The organism is Nocardia sp. NPDC004718 (assembly GCF_053601535.1).
This window is the reverse complement of record NZ_JBSGCA010000031.1, coordinates 1-15,105: the sequence shown is the minus strand read 5'-3', so window position 1 is coordinate 15,105 and position 15,105 is coordinate 1. Positions and strand designations below refer to the sequence as shown.

Below are 15,105 nucleotides of genomic sequence, written 5' to 3'. Positions count from 1 at the left end.
CAGATCCGCGATCTCGGCCGATACGGCGTCGGTCACAGCTCGGCGGCCGACGACGGCAAAGTTGTATCCGGTGACATCGTCGAGTCGCGCGCCGTCCGCGGCCCGGGGCTGGGGGCTCAACCGGCCGACCGCCTTACCCGGTCGCTCGACGAGTCCGGGCCCCAAGGGCAGCCGGAACGGCTCGAGGGTTTGCGGTTCTACCAGTTCCGGGTGGTTCCCCGTGGTTCCGAACGACTCGATGAGATTGGATTGCCGCGCGGATTCGACAATGTACGGGCGGACGTGCGCGGCGCGCTCGCTCTCATAGGTATCGAGCAGGCTCTCCGGCCCGGTGCCTTGGGCAACGGCGGCGAGTTTCCAGGCCAGGTTCGCGGCGTCTCGGAGTCCGGAGCACATGCCTTGTCCGAGCATCGGTGGCATCTCGTGTGCGGCGTCACCGGCGAGGAGCAGTCTTCCTGATCGCCAGCCGCGCACGAGCCGGGCGTGCCACTCGTAGGTGCCGGTGCGCATGATGCGGTAGCTGCCCGGTTCGATCCAGCGGCTGAGCGCGTCATACACCGACTGTGGGCGTTCGAGTTCCGCGGCGTCGTCGCCGTCCTGAAGCATGAATTCGAAACCGCAGCATCGGCGGGAAGATCGGCACGTAGGTCACGGGGCGCTGTCCCTGGCACAGGATGAAACCTCTCGTCGGGGACAGTGCCGGGGGGTGCTGGAACGGATGGATGTCGATGATGAGGGAGCGCTGTGTCCCCTGAAGGTCCTCGATTTCCGCGCCCATCGCCTGCCTCACGAACGAGTTCGCGCCGTCGCATCCCACAACATAGGCCGCTGTCAGCGCCGTCACCCGGCGTGTCGCGCTGTCGGCTATCGTCACGGTTACCGCACCGGTGTCCTGCTCGAGCGCGGTGACCGTCCAGCCGAACCAGAGATCTACATTCGGGTCACTCGCGAGCAGACCACGCAGCCGGGACTCGAAGTCGGGTTGGTGGAACTGGTAGTCGGTGCGCCATCCCTGGCCGGATTCCTCCCTCGGCGTGGCGAATTCGAGAAACGGCGTGCCGTCCGGCCGTTGCAGAGTCCACCCGGCCTGGCGCAGGAACTGCTGCTCCATATCGGCCGCACCCAGCGTCTGCAGGGTGCGCATCGATTCGTCGTCGAGGTGGGTGGCGCGCGGATGGTGGCAGACGATCCGGTTCGGATCGATCGCGGCGACCCGCAACCCCTTCGCGCTCAGCAGCCTGGCGAGGGCCAGTCCGACCGGTCCGCAGCCCACGACAGCGATGTCGTATGTGTCCATGATCGTCTCTCTCATCGTGCCGGTTCGGCCGGCTCGTCAGTCGACCGCATGACATGGTTATCCCCGTTGTGCTGCAGGGGTTTTCGCGAGCGAAGGGCAAGAGTAAGAACCGCGCCGAGCAGTGCCGGTATCGCGAAGAGCACGAAGTTCCACCTCGGTGCGAAGTCGGCGGCGAGTATCCATCCGCCGAGGGTGGGGCCGGCGATAGCGCCGATGCGGCCGAGTCCCAACGCAACACCGATCGCGCTGGCCCGGGCATGCGCCGGGTAGGTACGCGAAATGTAGGTGTTGATCAGCCCTTGCACACCGAGCGCGCCTGCGCCGCCGATCATCACGATGGCGTAGAGAATCGCTGTCGGCGACTTGATGCTCAGCCCGACGACGGCGCAGACGGCGACGACGAAACAGGCGATGATGGGTCCGTTCGACCCGATGCGGTCGGCGAGCACCGCTATCACCAGCCCTCCGACGGTCGCTCCGAAGTTGAGCAGCATGAGGAAGGTCAAGGAGGAACCCAGTGGATAGTCCGCCGACTGCATCAACTGCGGTAACCAGGTGTTGATCCCGAAGATGAGCAGGAACGAACAGATCACCATGCCACAGAACAGCACTGTCGTTCCCAGGAACGGTGACCGCAGCACAAGGCGCATTCCACCGTTGCGGAGAGCATTCGGCGCTTCGGCGTCATTGCGTAGATATGCCGGTGATTCGGGCAGCCAGCAGTAGGCCATCGGCACTAGCAGCACCCCGACGCAACCGCCGACGAGGTACTCGAGCCGGAAATCGTGTCCGTGCAGGAATGCGTTGGCCACCATGGCGGCCAGTGATCCACCGATCGTGATGCCGCACTGCACGATCGCCGCACTCAGGTTCTTTCGCGCTGCGGGTGCCAGCTCGAAGATCAGCGGTCCCATCGCAGGGTAGACCGCGCCGACCCCGAGGCCGACGATGAATCGGTCGATGCCGAACAGTTCCGGGGTGGGAGCGAATACGCACGCGAACATTCCCAGGGAGACGACCACAAGGCTGACCAGCGTGGTGCGTCGTCTCCCGTATCGATCGGTGAGCTGGCCGACGAGTAGGGCGCCGACCAACATTCCTACGGGTGTGAGGCTGCCCAGCACACCGAGCTCCGACAGGGAAAGGTGCCACCGCTCGTAGCGGAGCAACAGCGGCGTCGTCGCGCCGAAGGCGACGAGGTCGTAGCCTTCCAGTGTCATCACCGCCAGCCCGATCGCCAGGGCCTTCCACGGTAGGGACGACACTTCCCCCGGTGATTCGCCGGCGCTCACGCCGGGTTGTGATGTGCCCACGTACGGATTCCTTCGTTGCTCGGGCCACGGTCTTTTCGTGACACGCCTACAGGTGCAGCACTCGTCCGGCGTTGCCGTGGCCGATCTTTGCGCGGTCGGTGTCGCTGATCGGGGCCTGTTCGAGGAACCGGACGGCCTCGGCGGTGTCTTCGTATGGGTAGTCGACGGCGAACATGATGGCGTCGGCACCGATCGCCAGGACGGCGCCGGCGAGTGCCGCCGGTGAGCAGACGCCGCTGGTGGTGATCAGGATGTTGCTGCCGAAGTACGCCGACGGCTTCCGGGCGAGTGTTCGGTCTGCCTGTGGGGCGTAGCGCGAGTCGAGCCGCGCGAGCTGAAACGGCAGGAACTCGCCCATGTGACCGAGGATCACCTTGGCCCGGGGATGGCGATCGAAGACCCCGCCGAAAACGATCCGGAGGGCATGCCCACTCGTCTCTGCGCCCCAACTCCACAAGGGGCCTTGCAGTTCCGGACGACCGGCGAGCACACCCCACGGTTCGGCCGGCGGGGCGCCCGGGTGCAGGTACAGCGGCACGTCGAGCTCCTCGAGGACGGCCCACACAGGGTCGTATCGCGGATCGTCGAGATAGATGCCTTGGGTGTGGTCATTGACGAGTGCTCCGCTGAGCCCGAGTGAACCGACAGCACGGCGGAGTTCGGCCGCGGCGGCCTCGGGGTCCTGGAGTGGCACCGCGGCCAGGCCGCGGAATCGGGTCGGGTGAGCGGCTATCACATCGGCAAGGTGGTCATTGGCCAAGCGGGCGTCCGTGACCGCTTGCCGGGCGTCGGTCACACCCTGGATACCGGGGGCGGTGAGCGACAGCACTTGGATGTCGATGCCGTGCCGGTCCATGTCGGGCAGCCGGTAGGTCGTGTAATCGCACAGTCGCTTCACCCAGTCCTCAACCCAGTGGGCGGCCGTGATCGTCTTGGGGGCCGGGTACCTGCCCAGCAGTTCGGGGATGGCGAAGGCTTCTTCTATCGCGATGAGGCCCAAGGCATTTGCCTTTCTCTGTCGGGTAGCTCTCAGCTATTTTCCGTGTGTGCGCCGGTCATGTGCGCGGCGAGGTCTTCGGGGTTGATGAACGACGGAGGCGGCGGTGGCCCCCATTCGTAGAGTGAGCGGAGGCCCTCGAACGACCGTGGAGTCCAGAGCTGGTCGTCGACGATGGCATCCATGTCGGAGTAGTACTCGGAGAAATTCCCCGCGGGATCCTCGAGGTACCAGAAGAAGTTCGACCCGATGTGGTGCCGGCCCAATCCCCAGACATGGCGTTCCGGGTGCTCGGCGAGCATGCTCATCGCGCCCCTGCCGACGTCGTCCACATCGGACACTTGCCAGGAGGTGTGGTGCAGGAAGTTGATCGGCGCCTGCTGTACCAGCACGTTGTGGTGATCGGTGGAGCACCGCAGAAACGCCGCCCGCCCGGGCACCACATCGCTGACCTTGAAACCGATTCCGTCCGTGAAGAACCGCTGGGTCGACGCTTGCTCGACGGTCCCGATCACGACATGCCCAAGTGCGAGCGGTCGCACCGGGTACGTCCGCGACAGCGCGGGCGCCCGGGTATCGGCTCGATCCAATCGGCCGGGCCCGTTGTAACGGGTAGCCGGTACTGGTGTCCGCACCAGCCGTGGCTCGACGATGACTTCGACCGCGATGTCGGCAATCGGCTCCCGGGCGTGCAGGGTGCCCGCGTCCCATTGGACGGGTACGTCCAGCCTCTTCAGAGCAGCGGCGATGCGGCCGAGGTCGTCGGTGTCGTCGACGGAGATCGCCATACCGAGCAAACGGCGGACCGGCGAGGGCGCGAGCACGAATTGCTCGCCGCCTTCGACCGTGGCGAACCTGGCTGGAGCGATCTGTTCCAGTCCGAAGTCGGTGTAGTAGTCGGCTGTTCGGGTGACGTCAGGGACGCCCACGGTCAGCGACTTCAGCCTGTGCAGTGCCATGGAACTGCTCCTCTCACGCGGCGACGCAGGTCTGGCGAAGCTGCCCGATGCCCTCGACCCGGGTCACGACCTGGTCGCCGGGGCGGAGGTAGCGCTGCGGGGTGCGGGCATGTCCGACACCGGACGGCGTGCCGGTGAAGATCAGGTCGCCGGGGAGCAACGGGCACACCGCCGAGAGGCGGGCGATCAGCTCAGCGACCGGAAAGACCATCGACGACGTGCGTGACTTCTGCACAATCTCGTCGTTGATCAGGCACTCGATCGACAGATCGTCGGGGTCGGCGAACTCATCGACGGTCACCAGGGCCGGTCCCGTCGGGGCAAACCCCGGGAACGACTTGCCCAGCGAGAACTGCGGAACCGGCCCAACGGACTGCACGGCCCGCTCGGAAAAGTCCTGCCCCACAGTCAATCCCGCCACATGGCCCCACGCGTCCTCGGCCGCGACCCGCTCCGCGCGGCGGCCGATCACCACCACGAGCTCCGCCTCCCAGTCGACGAACTCGCTGGGCAGCCTCAGTTGGGTCTCCGGGCCCGTGAGGGAGGTGAGGAACTTGGTGAAAGTGGCCGGCGACTCCGGAATCCCGAGTCCGGCCTCAGCTGCGTGGTCACGGTAGTTCAGCCCGATGGCGAACACCTGCCGCGGCGTCGGCGACGGGCTCCCCGCAGGCCCCGCGGGCGCGACCGGTCCATCGGGCTGCGCGTGCGCCCACTCCACGAAGGCCGCCCACCGCTCGAATACAGCGAGCGGATCGGCTGGAAACCGGCCACCGCTCGCCTGCTCGACGTCGATCACCTTGTCGCCCGAGACCAGGCACATCCGGCCCGACCGCGTTGTCGTTCTCATCCTCTGCGTCCTTCCGCTGTTCTCCACCAAGTGAACACCCAATTATCTCGACAAGTCAACAAAATCTCGAGATTTTTTGGGTAATACGTGATCAGGTACGATTTACGACATGGCCCACGCTCCCAGCACGACCCGTGTCGAGGACGTCTACCTGCGCCTGCGCGCGGATATCCTCAACGGTCGCCATGAACCCGGATCTCGGTTGCGCGTGGAAGCTCTCAAAGGCGACTACGATGCCAGCAGCGGCGTGCTGCGCGAAGCACTCCCCCGGCTCGTGGGCCAGGGGCTCGCCACTTTCGCGCCGCAGCAAGGGTTTCGGGTGGTCGACGTCTCCCCCGCCGACCTTCGGGACCTCACCGAAGCGCGGGTGGTCATCGAAACGCACGTAGTGCGCGAATCTCTGACACACGGGACCGTCGAGTGGGAATCCGATCTGCTTGCGGCTCACCACAATCTGGCGCGCACGCCGTACATCGACGCGAACGGCGCGATCAATGAACGTTGGCTCAGCGCACATTCGCGGTTCCACCAGGCCCTCTTGGAGGGTTGTCCCAACCGCAAGCTGCGGCAGACCGCAACCCAGTTTCGTGACTCCGCCGAGGTCTACCGATGCTGGGCCCGCGAACCGACCGAACACAGTGACCGGGATGTCGCCGCAGAACACAGGCTGCTCTGCGAACGCGCTATCGAGCGGGACATCCCGGGCACTGTCGAAGCGCTCCGCGACCACATCGAGCTCACCACGAAGTTGCTGCTCGAGGCCTACCAGGGCGCGTGATCCCGGCCTCGGTGATCGTCGGTCGACGACGCGATCCGCCGAAGTGGGCATGGCCCCTCCTGCCAGACCGCGTTATGCCCGCCGCCCGCCGTCGACCGACAACGCGATCCCGGTGACGAAGGACGCGGCGTCCGAACAGAGCCAGACCGCCGCCGCGGCGGCCTCTTCCGGCGTCGCCAGCCGACCCAGCGGCGTGGTCGACGCTTGCATCGCGATCATGTCGATGCCCGGGGCACTCGCCGCCACCTGCTCGAACCCGGGCGTGAGGGTCGGGCCCGGACAGACGGCATTGACCCGAATGCCGTTGGGCGCGTAGTCGACCGCCGCAACCTTGGTGAGCCCGACAATGCCATGCTTGGCGGACACGTAGGCGGGCGCGGTCGGAATCGCATACAGGCCGCCGTTGGAGGCGATATTGACGATCGCGCCGCCGCTTTTCAGCAAGGGCAGTTCGTATTTCATGCACAGGAACGTCCCGGCCAGGTTGACCTGCACCACGCGTTCGAACTCGTCCAATCTCATCTGGTCGAGCCGCCGATGATGCGATGCCATACCGGCGTTGTTCACGGCGAAGTCGAGGCCACCATAGGCCGTGACCGTGCGCTCCACGGCCGCCCGCACAGAGCCTTCGTCGGCGATGTCGACGGTGATCGCCACTGCTTCTCCGTCGTCTCGACTGATCAACTCGACGGTCTCGGCCGCCGCATTCACGTCGATATCGAGCACGGCGACCGCGGCACCCTGCCGGGCGAACTCGATCGCCGCCGCGCGCCCGATCCCACTGCCGGCGCCGGTGACCAGCCCCACTTTCCGAACTGTGCCGCTGGTGAATGCTGCGCCGCTCATGCCAGCACCTCGTGGTTCGCCCAGGCGACCTTGTACGGGTGTCGCGACTGCCAGCGGTCGATGACCTCGTGCATGCCAGGTGCGGTGAACGCCTTCGCCAGCGTGTCCATATCGGCGACGCCGATCTGCACGATCGCGGTGGCGATCAGCGCCGGAATGGCCTCCTCGCCGGGGACGGGGAGATGCCGGCAGGCCGCGAACGACTGCACCAAACCGGTGTCACCCATAACCTGTTCGATATCCGCCAGATACTGATTCAAGTCGGCATCGGGCAGCGGTCGATCGAAAGAAACGATCATCGTGTGGTGGATCATGTCGCAATTCTTCGTGCCCTCGAGTGCCGGTGTCCAAGACCTATTCGACATTCGGCGATAACCTGGAGGCATGGTTGAACTGGAGACCCGCGAGCTCGAATATTTCCTCGCGGTCGCCGATGAGCTGCACTTCGGCAGGGCTGCGGTCCGGCTCTCGATCGCCCAGCCCGCGCTGTCGAAGGCGATCCGGCGTATCGAGACCCGGCTCGGCGCGCCGCTGTTCGTCCGCTCCAGCCGGCACGTCGAGCTCACTCCGGCCGGAGTGGCGCTGCAGGAACACGGGCGCCATGCGCTGAACGCAGTCGGTGCCGCCGTCCGCAACACCCGGCGCGCCGCCGACACCCAGGTCCACCTGCGGCTGGTGCTGAAGCCCGGCGGCGACGCCGGTCTGTTGTCGTCGATCCTGGCCGAGTACGCCCACCAACCCGATGCCCGCCGGGTGGACATCCTGTTCAGCGGCCCCGCCGATCGCACCGATTTCCTGCGCAACGGCCGTGCCGACGTCGGCCTGCTCTACGCACCGTTCGACGATCTCGACGGCCTGGCCCACGAGACGCTGCACACCGAGGAGCGCGTGGTCATCGTCCCGACCGGACACCGGCTGGCCGGGCGAGATTCGGTGCGATTGTCCGATCTGGAGGGCGAAACGCTGCCCCGCTGGAAAGGGGTCCCGGGCGGCGACGGCACTGGCCCCGAGGTCGCTGATGCGGTTCAGCTGTTCCACATGATCACGCTGGGCCGAATGATCGGAGTGCTACCCCGCTCACTGGTCGAACCGGTCCCGCCCGGGCTGGTGTGCGTTCCGGTGACCGACGCCCCACCCAGCAGCCTGGTCCTCGCCTGGAACGAACACGATCGCCGACCACTAGTCGCGTCGTTCGTGGCAGCGGCTTTGTCGACCAGCTCGTTGCCGAACCACGGGCTGTGGTCGACCCCGTCGCTGCAACATCGCAACTCGCCCCAGGCTCCCGGCACGACAACCTGACTGATGCACTGGCCCGCTGTGAGCCCACAGCAGACGAACGACATCGACCCCTTACGGGAATAGAACCAACGAAAAGCATCGTTGGCCGAGGTCGACACACGAACCTGCCCCTGCCGCGCTTGCGACATGTCCGCCCGCGGGTGTGATCACCCCAGGCGAACGGTGTGATCGAGCAGGTCATCTATAACACGATCAGGCCACACCAGGTCATCGACGATCGGGTACCCAGCTCAGCCTTCACGGCTGCGAGCAGTTGAATCCGCTCATACGGCGGTGTCGGTTTGGCGTTGGGCCACACCTCGCCCTCGATGTAATCGACGATCTTGTCCCACCACCATGGTGTCCCCGAATCCCCGCCATACAAGTCGGGGATCTCGGGACGTTTCATCCACCCCTGGCGTTGGTCGAGCTATCCAGCCAGTAGCAGAATCATCCGTATTGAGCGGGGTTCCAGGTACGGGTCGGCGTGTTGGTGATGATGAACAGCAATGCCTTGATCATGATGTCACCTCCTTCCTGGGGCTCGGTCGGGCGTGGACAGGGCTTGTGGGGGTACGCCGCAGGGTGAACGGCCTGGGGGTCGCGGCATTGGTCACGATCGGGCGGGTATCACCGCCGCTGATGACGCGCATAGAGGTGTTCTCGGTGAGGGCGGTGGCTGCATCGGTGACCAGATCGTGGGCGACCGCGGCGCCGGCGCAGGTGAAGGGGCCGGAACTGAAGGGCACAAATGGGCCGTGCTCGCTCGGTCGAATCCAGCGGTCGGGTTGGAATGCTCCTGGTCTGGTCCAGTGTTCGTTGTCGTGATGGAGCAGATAGGGGCTGACGGACAGCAGGTCGCCGGTCTGGAAGGGGATCCCCCCGAACTCGGCGGGATAGGGGACGGGACGGCTGACCATCCAGGAGACCGGCCGGTGCCGCAGGGCCTCACGTACCACCCAGTCGACGGGCCAAGGCCATGGTGCGCCGGGAGAGTGGAGACTGCCCAGCAGCACCGACCACGCGAGCGAGTAGCCCAGTGGTCCCACAATGGACCGGTACATCAGCACATACAGCTGCGCCACCGTTGTATCGGCGACGCCGCCGGGACAGGCACCGATCACGGCATCGAGCAGATCCCGTGGTTCGGCATCCGCACTGCGGCCGGTGGTGCTGCGCCGGTCCCGGATCTGCTCGTTCAGCGCGGTGGACAGCTTGGCGCGCAACAGCTGCGCCCGCGCCCGCTGCACCATTCGGGCCGGGCGAAGCGCGCCGACGCGTGCGTTTCGCTCCAGTAACTGCCGCAACTCGGGAGAACCATCGGGGTGCAGCAACAGGTGCGCGGTGCACCGATACACCAGCTCGACCCCCGCTGCGGGCCAGCGGGTGACGGAGGGCATTTCGATCACCGCCGCCGCCAGGGACTCGCGATACTCGGGCGTATGCGTCCGCAGAATCGCGCGCACCGCGCGGCCGAAATCGACCTGAGCAGACCGCGAAGGCAGCATAGAACCGAAGAACTCGGACTTCCCCGCATTGAAAGCGCGGTCACTCAACACCCTCAGCGCCAGACCCGTATCGCCGACACACCACCCGCCCCACGGCAGCCCGAACACTTCTACCGGGCTGGTCCGGCGCAGATTCTCGAGGAAACCCAACGGATCACGCCGGAACCGGCGCATCTCTGCAAAACCCATCGGACGGTCCTCTCATAGAGAGGGTGAGCGATTCATCAGATGTTTCGAGCGGATTTATCCACTGGCGGTGCGTACAAACGCAGATCAAGCATAGTCTCGAGTAATTTTGCAAGCGAGGCCGTGGGGGTCGACCACGAGGTGAGTACCCGGCACCGCCGGGCCTATCGAACACTGTGCCAGCAGTGATATCGGTTCACGATCGCCCGCGACGGCCGGGCAACCGGCCATCGAGGTCTAACCGGTGCAAGTCCGATCCGCTTCGGCAAGGGTTCCCGCTGCCAGGCGCGCGTACATGAACATGTCGCGGCGGCGATTGCCGACCTCCTGCCACGATCTGAGGAGCCCTTCGCATTCGAAACCGGCTCTCTCGGCAGTGCGGATCGAAGCTCGGTTCCAAGGTTCCACAAAGAGCTGGAGTCGTGGGATATGGAGCTCTTCCAGCGCCCAGGTAGCCATTGCCGCCAGAGCATGCGCGGCGACGCCATGGCCGCGGGCAGAGCGGACCACCCAGTAGCTGAGCGATGCGCGGCCTTCGTCGATGTCCTTCAACCACAGGCCGATACTTCCCAGTGGTGTGTTGTCCCGTCGCCGGACGATCACCATCGGGTATCCGGCTCGATCGGTCGCTCGTTGCCGCTCGCGTTCGACAAACCGCGTGGCGGCCTCGCGCGAGAAGGTCGCCGGATCCGTGGTTATAGGAATCAGGTCGTCGGCAGAAGCTTCCCTGACAAGCTCGAGGTCTGCCGCAGACAACGACCACGGGCGGAGTTCCAAGTCTGCGGTGGCTCTCAGATGCGGTATTTGCAGAGCATCGTCCATGGTCGGCCTCCCCACGAATATGCACAGGATATCGGCCCGGTCGCACCATTACCACTTCGATTTCCGAGTACCGCAGGCACACGCCCACCCCGCAATTCGATGGCCTCCGGCAGGCATCGGCCGGTTCACCGCGCGATACGTAGTACCGAACTCCTCGGGCTGAAAGGCGCTACTTCGATCCGGGCAATCGTCACCTCGCCCGGCGGGAAGTCGTGTTGGTGACCTCCCCTATTCGACGCGCTCGTATGCCTCCCCGGGAGTTGACGTCGGTGTGGCCGTAGTACTTCTGGACGTCGGTGCGGGCCCGGGTGCATAGCGCCTGGTATTCAGGGGTTGAGGAAGATCGGTACAGCGGTTAGCGCTAGCGATGATCTTGGTTAGGGGTCTGCCCAAGCGAGTCATATCGACGTACTTTGTTCGGCTGCGCCTGTGGAGTTCTTGTCTGATGACCAGGTCGCCGCGTACGAACGGTTCGTTGGTGACTTGACCCGTTCGGAGTTGGGAGGGTTCTTCCTGCTCGACAGCACCGCCTTGGACCTGATCGCGGACAAACGCGGCCCGCACAATCGGCTCGGCGCGGCGCTGCAGGTCGGGACGGTCCGGTTCTTGGGTCACTTCCTCACTGAGGATCCCCTCGACCCGGGCTGCCGGTGCCGCACGGGGCCGGGAGGTTGGTTCGTGGTGACGGTCAGCGGTTGAGGTAGGCGGCCAGGCCACCGAGTTCCTCGGTGGCGATGAACACCGAACGGACGTTGATGATGGCCTCTTCGACGTGGGTGGTGCAGCCCCAGGCCGAGTCGCCCCACGAATCGGCGATCTTCAGCTCGGCCGGCGCGGTGCAGCCGGCGGTGCCGCCGAGCTGGCAGTGCTCAGGGTGCGGCGTGGTGGCCTGTACGGCAGCCGCGGCTCGCATCTGGGCGGCGAGCTCGGCGGCGGCAGCGGCGCGTTGCTCGGCATCGTCGCGCAACTGGCGTTCGGCCCGTACCGCCTTGATGGTGGCCAGGCGCAGCTCCAGGTGCTGCGCGACCTGGTCGGCGAGATAGCCGAGCACGGTCGTCTGCACCTCGCTCAACTCCCGAGGCATGGCGTCGATTGCGGTAACGGTGCCGAGGTGGTGCCCGTCGGCGGTGACGATCGGGGCGGCGGCGTAGAACCGCAGCCCCAGCTCACCACGTACCAACGGATGATCGAGGGTGCGCGGATCCGTGACCGCGTCGTTGACCACGTACGTGCCCTCGGCGCAGAACGCCGACGCGCACAGTCCCGGTTCCGTGCCGACCTGCGCGACACCATCCAGTCCCTTGGCCGCGGCGAACCAGACCCGGTCGGCGTCGACGATGCTGACCGTGGCGATCGGGGTGCCGCACACCGCTGCGGCGGTCGCCGCGATGGTGTCGAACTGGCCGTCGGTTGGAGCGTCGAGGATCTCGTAACGGCGTACCGCAGCTAGCCGGGCGGGGTCGGTGAGGGCGGTTCTGTCAGCGGTGATCGACACAGTGTGGTGCTCGCTTCCCATGGGGGTGTTCAGGCCGGGATAGAGTACGTGGTTGCGGCGGTCATGCCACATCCGCTGTGACTTTCGTGATGCCGGCGCGGTCGAGGACTGGGTACACCATCGGGCGCGACACCTCGAACAGCTCCGCCAGTTCGGCGATGGTGTGCTCGCCGGCGGCGTGCAGTTCGAGCAGGTGCGCCTACCGGGCTTTCGACAGTCTCGGGGCCCGGCCCTTCAACTTGCCGTTGGCCTTCGCGATGGCCATGCCTTCGCGGCTGCGCATGCGCAGCAGGTCGACCTCGAACTCGGCGAAGGTGGCCAGGATGTTGAAGAACATCTTGCCCATCGGGTCGGCCGGGTCGTGAATCATCGTGCCCAGCTGTAGCCGGATGCTGCGGGCGGCGAGGGAGTCGCCGATGGCCCGAGCGTCGGGAACGAGCGGGCGAGTCGGTCGAGTTTCGGCACGACCAGGGTGTCGCCGGTGCGGAGTCGGATACGCGAGCGACACCAATCTGGTCGATGACAACCGCTGGTCAGCACATACACCACCGCCGTGAATACTGCCCGCTGGTCGATCGGTGCGGTCCCACCGCCTTGCGTGCGAGGGCCGAACTTCGGCAGCAGCGGCTCGGCCGGCTCCCACAACTCATCGGACACCAACCGGTTGGAGAACTCGATGACCACGACGAGACATCATGCAGCACAACGGTTTCCGACGCCCTGTAGGCATCACATCAACGTCGGATGCGGTTCCTTGATAGTGCGCGAAGGAGGTGGGTTTTCGGCAAACGTACATCTATACGCATGCCCCCGAAATATTCGGCCTGGCCTGACCCAAATCAATGGCGGCGACCACCTCCTAGTCGCGTACGCCGAAGCAGTCTGTCCGACCGGCACTCATGCTATCAACTGGCTCGAACTGCGCACCCCCAGGAGTGGTGAGTACAACTGGCTGCCGACTGCGCTTCCTGATTCTGCAATGTGAGACATGGTCTTGACGACGGGGACCGGCACGTGGCCAGGATTTGTCTATATCAGCGGACCGGCGCGCTGCGCCCGAATTGTGGAGAGTTTTGCTACGGATGGGGTGCGAGGTCGATACGGACGTTCTCGTTGTTGCTGATCACGAATACTCGGTCGTGGTTGGCCTTCGTCCACTGGTGCGGGATCAGGAAGAAGCGGTCAGGAGTGCGCGCCAGTAGTAGGAGCCCGCTGTAGGCGTAGCGGTATTTCTCCCCGGGTGTGGTGATCGGGAGGACTTGGGAGCCGCCGCCTTCGATCGCGAGCCGGTCGACGCTGAGTAGCAGGACGACCGGACGTGCGCCGAAGCCGGTCTCGACGGTGAGGCGGGCGTCGCGGATGGCGCGCTGATGGGCGTAGGAGCCGACTGCCCACGAGAAGCCGAGGAAACCTAAGCCCAGTAGGGCCAGGATCGGTAGCCATGGCGTGGAGTGTGTGCGTCTGCGACCGGCGCTAGGGCGGCTGAAAATGCGGGGATAGGTTTCCCGCAGCGCGATGGCGTACCCGAGGAGTGAGACCGCCGCGATAAGCATGATCGGCATGTATGAGCCGAGCCACGGCGGTAGCCGGTCGCGGACGATGACCAAAAGCGCGAAGCCTGTGGCCAGGATGGCGCCGCTGGTCAGGATGGCCATAGTCCAGCGCCGGAGCGTGGCGAGGGGTCGTCGGCTGCGGACGGCAACGGCAAGCGGAACTGCTCGAAGCGCGTAGCAGGCGAGGACGATCAGCAAAACGATGGTCACGGGCCAGTAGCTACTGGTGAGGCTGCCGATGACGTAGTCGGGGGTGGACAAACCGAGCATCCCGACGTCCACGCCGAAATAGCCGTACCAGGCGCGGGTGTACACCATGCCGAAGTAGTAGAGCACCGCGGCGATCACCGCGCCCTGCGAGGCGATGGCGCCCGCGGCGGTCAGCGCTCGACGAAGACTATGCGGGCCAGTCGAATCGGCCTCGTCCCCACTCATCGAGAGGGCTCACTGGTCGTCACTGGGGGCGGCGCAGTAGTTGTCGTGATATCGACTCCAGTGCCCGGCCTGCCCGGAAGAATCGGAACCGTCGGTGGCACGTTTGTGGGCGGGGTGGTGGGGATGATGACCCCGGTCGTGCTGCTTGCCACGGAGATCGACACGGTTGAGGGGATCACCAGCCCGGTCTCGGAGGATACGGACGGAGTAGCTGACAGGATCGAGCTAGCGGTCGCCGAGTCGGGTGAGGTGGTCACCGCGCTGGACGTCTCCGATTCCGGGGCGGTTGTGGTCGGAGAAACTGTGGTCGGTGAATCGGGCGACCCACACGCGGCCAGCCCACCGATCAGCAAGCAGGAACAGACCACAACAAGCTGCGATACCGATCGCATCAAGCCCTCCTCGGACAGTGGAGAACAGCACAAGTATTTCACAGAACCATTGCGTGAGTGCAGTTTTGGATTCGAACCAAATCGTTGGCGAAGAAGCGCCTCGGGCCGCCTCGCAACGAGGAACGTCACCTTCCAGTCTCCCAGTTGCCCATCTTATGCGTGTCCTGCCGAGGGCACAGCGTTTGGACAGGTCACAGGCTTGATTTTCGGATAGCCACCGCTTCGGAACTCGGCCGGTGTCAGCGCTCTTCGAAAATCGAAGAGCATCGACACCCGGGTACACAGCGAGTACGCAGAAGCGAAACGGGACTGCCCTCGGTTTGGTTGACTCCTGACCTGTGAGGATTGCTCCTCGCTGGAAGGATGTCCCCCATGCCGAAGCCGTATCCCGAAGAGTTC

The 15,105-nt window shown here is 65.4% G+C and carries 18 protein-coding genes and 1 pseudogene; 4 read left to right on the top strand and 15 right to left on the bottom strand.

Annotated elements, in window-relative coordinates; genetic code table 11:
- The 6 genes from ACWEH3_RS22915 to ACWEH3_RS22890 all read right to left on the bottom strand — a co-directional run.
- Nucleotides 1–606 (bottom strand): FAD-dependent monooxygenase (locus tag ACWEH3_RS22915; RefSeq protein ID WP_450018836.1); only part of this gene is annotated, 606 nt, incomplete at its 3' end.
- Nucleotides 551–1,297, bottom strand: a complete 747-nt coding sequence (locus ACWEH3_RS22910) for an FAD-dependent monooxygenase (RefSeq protein ID WP_450018838.1) — start codon at nucleotides 1,295–1,297, stop codon at nucleotides 551–553. The genes ACWEH3_RS22915 and ACWEH3_RS22910, both read right to left, overlap by 56 nt.
- A gap of 11 nt (nucleotides 1,298–1,308) precedes the next feature.
- On the bottom strand, nucleotides 1,309–2,610 hold the full coding sequence (locus tag ACWEH3_RS22905) for an MFS transporter (RefSeq protein ID WP_450018840.1): 1,302 nt from the start codon (nucleotides 2,608–2,610) through the stop codon (nucleotides 1,309–1,311).
- A gap of 46 nt (nucleotides 2,611–2,656) precedes the next feature.
- Complete coding sequence (locus ACWEH3_RS22900; protein WP_450018842.1) at nucleotides 2,657–3,610, bottom strand: amidohydrolase family protein; 954 nt, start codon at nucleotides 3,608–3,610, stop codon at nucleotides 2,657–2,659.
- 29 nt (nucleotides 3,611–3,639) lie between these two features.
- Nucleotides 3,640–4,566 (bottom strand): VOC family protein, encoded by a 927-nt coding sequence (locus ACWEH3_RS22895; RefSeq protein WP_450018844.1) that lies wholly within the window; start codon nucleotides 4,564–4,566, stop codon nucleotides 3,640–3,642.
- A 13-nt stretch (nucleotides 4,567–4,579) separates the two neighbouring features.
- On the bottom strand, nucleotides 4,580–5,413 hold the full coding sequence (locus ACWEH3_RS22890) for a fumarylacetoacetate hydrolase family protein (protein WP_450018846.1): 834 nt from the start codon (nucleotides 5,411–5,413) through the stop codon (nucleotides 4,580–4,582).
- A gap of 109 nt (nucleotides 5,414–5,522) precedes the next feature.
- On the opposite strand from ACWEH3_RS22890, the gene ACWEH3_RS22885 reads away from it, so the two are divergent.
- Complete coding sequence (locus ACWEH3_RS22885; RefSeq protein ID WP_450018848.1) at nucleotides 5,523–6,191, top strand: GntR family transcriptional regulator; 669 nt, start codon at nucleotides 5,523–5,525, stop codon at nucleotides 6,189–6,191.
- Between the two features lie 72 nt (nucleotides 6,192–6,263).
- On the opposite strand, the gene ACWEH3_RS22880 is transcribed toward ACWEH3_RS22885, so the two are convergent.
- On the bottom strand, nucleotides 6,264–6,998 hold the full coding sequence (locus tag ACWEH3_RS22880; protein WP_450018850.1) for an SDR family NAD(P)-dependent oxidoreductase: 735 nt from the start codon (nucleotides 6,996–6,998) through the stop codon (nucleotides 6,264–6,266).
- Between the two features lie 35 nt (nucleotides 6,999–7,033).
- Nucleotides 7,034–7,336, bottom strand: a complete 303-nt coding sequence (locus ACWEH3_RS22875; RefSeq protein ID WP_450018852.1) for a hypothetical protein — start codon at nucleotides 7,334–7,336, stop codon at nucleotides 7,034–7,036.
- A gap of 85 nt (nucleotides 7,337–7,421) precedes the next feature.
- On the opposite strand from ACWEH3_RS22875, the gene ACWEH3_RS22870 reads away from it, so the two are divergent.
- On the top strand, nucleotides 7,422–8,336 hold the full coding sequence (locus ACWEH3_RS22870) for a LysR family transcriptional regulator (RefSeq protein ID WP_450018854.1): 915 nt from the start codon (nucleotides 7,422–7,424) through the stop codon (nucleotides 8,334–8,336).
- 181 nt (nucleotides 8,337–8,517) lie between these two features.
- Here ACWEH3_RS22870 and ACWEH3_RS22865 read toward each other — a convergent pair whose 3' ends face one another.
- From ACWEH3_RS22865 to ACWEH3_RS22855, 3 genes are all read right to left on the bottom strand, one after another.
- A complete protein-coding gene (locus ACWEH3_RS22865) occupies nucleotides 8,518–8,724 on the bottom strand; it encodes a hypothetical protein (RefSeq protein ID WP_450018856.1) in 207 nt (68 codons plus the stop codon).
- A gap of 109 nt (nucleotides 8,725–8,833) precedes the next feature.
- A complete protein-coding gene (locus ACWEH3_RS22860) occupies nucleotides 8,834–10,012 on the bottom strand; it encodes a cytochrome P450 (RefSeq protein WP_450018858.1) in 1,179 nt (392 codons plus the stop codon).
- 234 nt (nucleotides 10,013–10,246) lie between these two features.
- On the bottom strand, nucleotides 10,247–10,831 hold the full coding sequence (locus tag ACWEH3_RS22855) for a GNAT family N-acetyltransferase (RefSeq protein ID WP_450018860.1): 585 nt from the start codon (nucleotides 10,829–10,831) through the stop codon (nucleotides 10,247–10,249).
- A gap of 429 nt (nucleotides 10,832–11,260) precedes the next feature.
- Between ACWEH3_RS22855 and ACWEH3_RS22850 the strand changes: the two genes are divergently transcribed.
- Nucleotides 11,261–11,530 carry a DUF4158 domain-containing protein gene (locus ACWEH3_RS22850; RefSeq protein ID WP_452358384.1) on the top strand — a complete coding sequence of 90 codons (270 nt, stop codon included), beginning with the start codon at nucleotides 11,261–11,263 and terminating at the stop codon, nucleotides 11,528–11,530.
- Here the strand turns inward: ACWEH3_RS22850 and ACWEH3_RS22845 are convergent.
- From ACWEH3_RS22845 to ACWEH3_RS22830, 4 genes and pseudogenes are all read right to left on the bottom strand, one after another.
- On the bottom strand, nucleotides 11,520–12,326 hold the full coding sequence (locus ACWEH3_RS22845) for a GAF domain-containing protein (protein ID WP_450018864.1): 807 nt from the start codon (nucleotides 12,324–12,326) through the stop codon (nucleotides 11,520–11,522). The genes ACWEH3_RS22850 and ACWEH3_RS22845 overlap by 11 nt on opposite strands.
- Nucleotides 12,327–12,525: 199 nt before the next feature.
- Entirely contained in the window at nucleotides 12,526–12,696 is a 171-nt protein-coding gene (locus ACWEH3_RS22840) for a recombinase family protein (RefSeq protein ID WP_450018874.1), read from the bottom strand.
- Between the two features lie 105 nt (nucleotides 12,697–12,801).
- Nucleotides 12,802–12,983: pseudogene (locus tag ACWEH3_RS22835) on the bottom strand (transposase); the annotation flags it as partial.
- Nucleotides 12,984–13,402: 419 nt separating this feature from the next.
- Nucleotides 13,403–14,314 carry a hypothetical protein gene (locus ACWEH3_RS22830; protein WP_450018866.1) on the bottom strand — a complete coding sequence of 304 codons (912 nt, stop codon included), beginning with the start codon at nucleotides 14,312–14,314 and terminating at the stop codon, nucleotides 13,403–13,405.
- Between the two features lie 123 nt (nucleotides 14,315–14,437).
- Here ACWEH3_RS22830 and ACWEH3_RS22825 point away from each other — a divergent pair, with 123 nt between their 5' ends.
- Nucleotides 14,438–14,920, top strand: coding sequence for a hypothetical protein (locus ACWEH3_RS22825; protein ID WP_450018868.1), 483 nt, complete (start codon nucleotides 14,438–14,440; stop codon nucleotides 14,918–14,920).
- Nucleotides 14,921–15,105 lie beyond the last annotated feature (185 nt).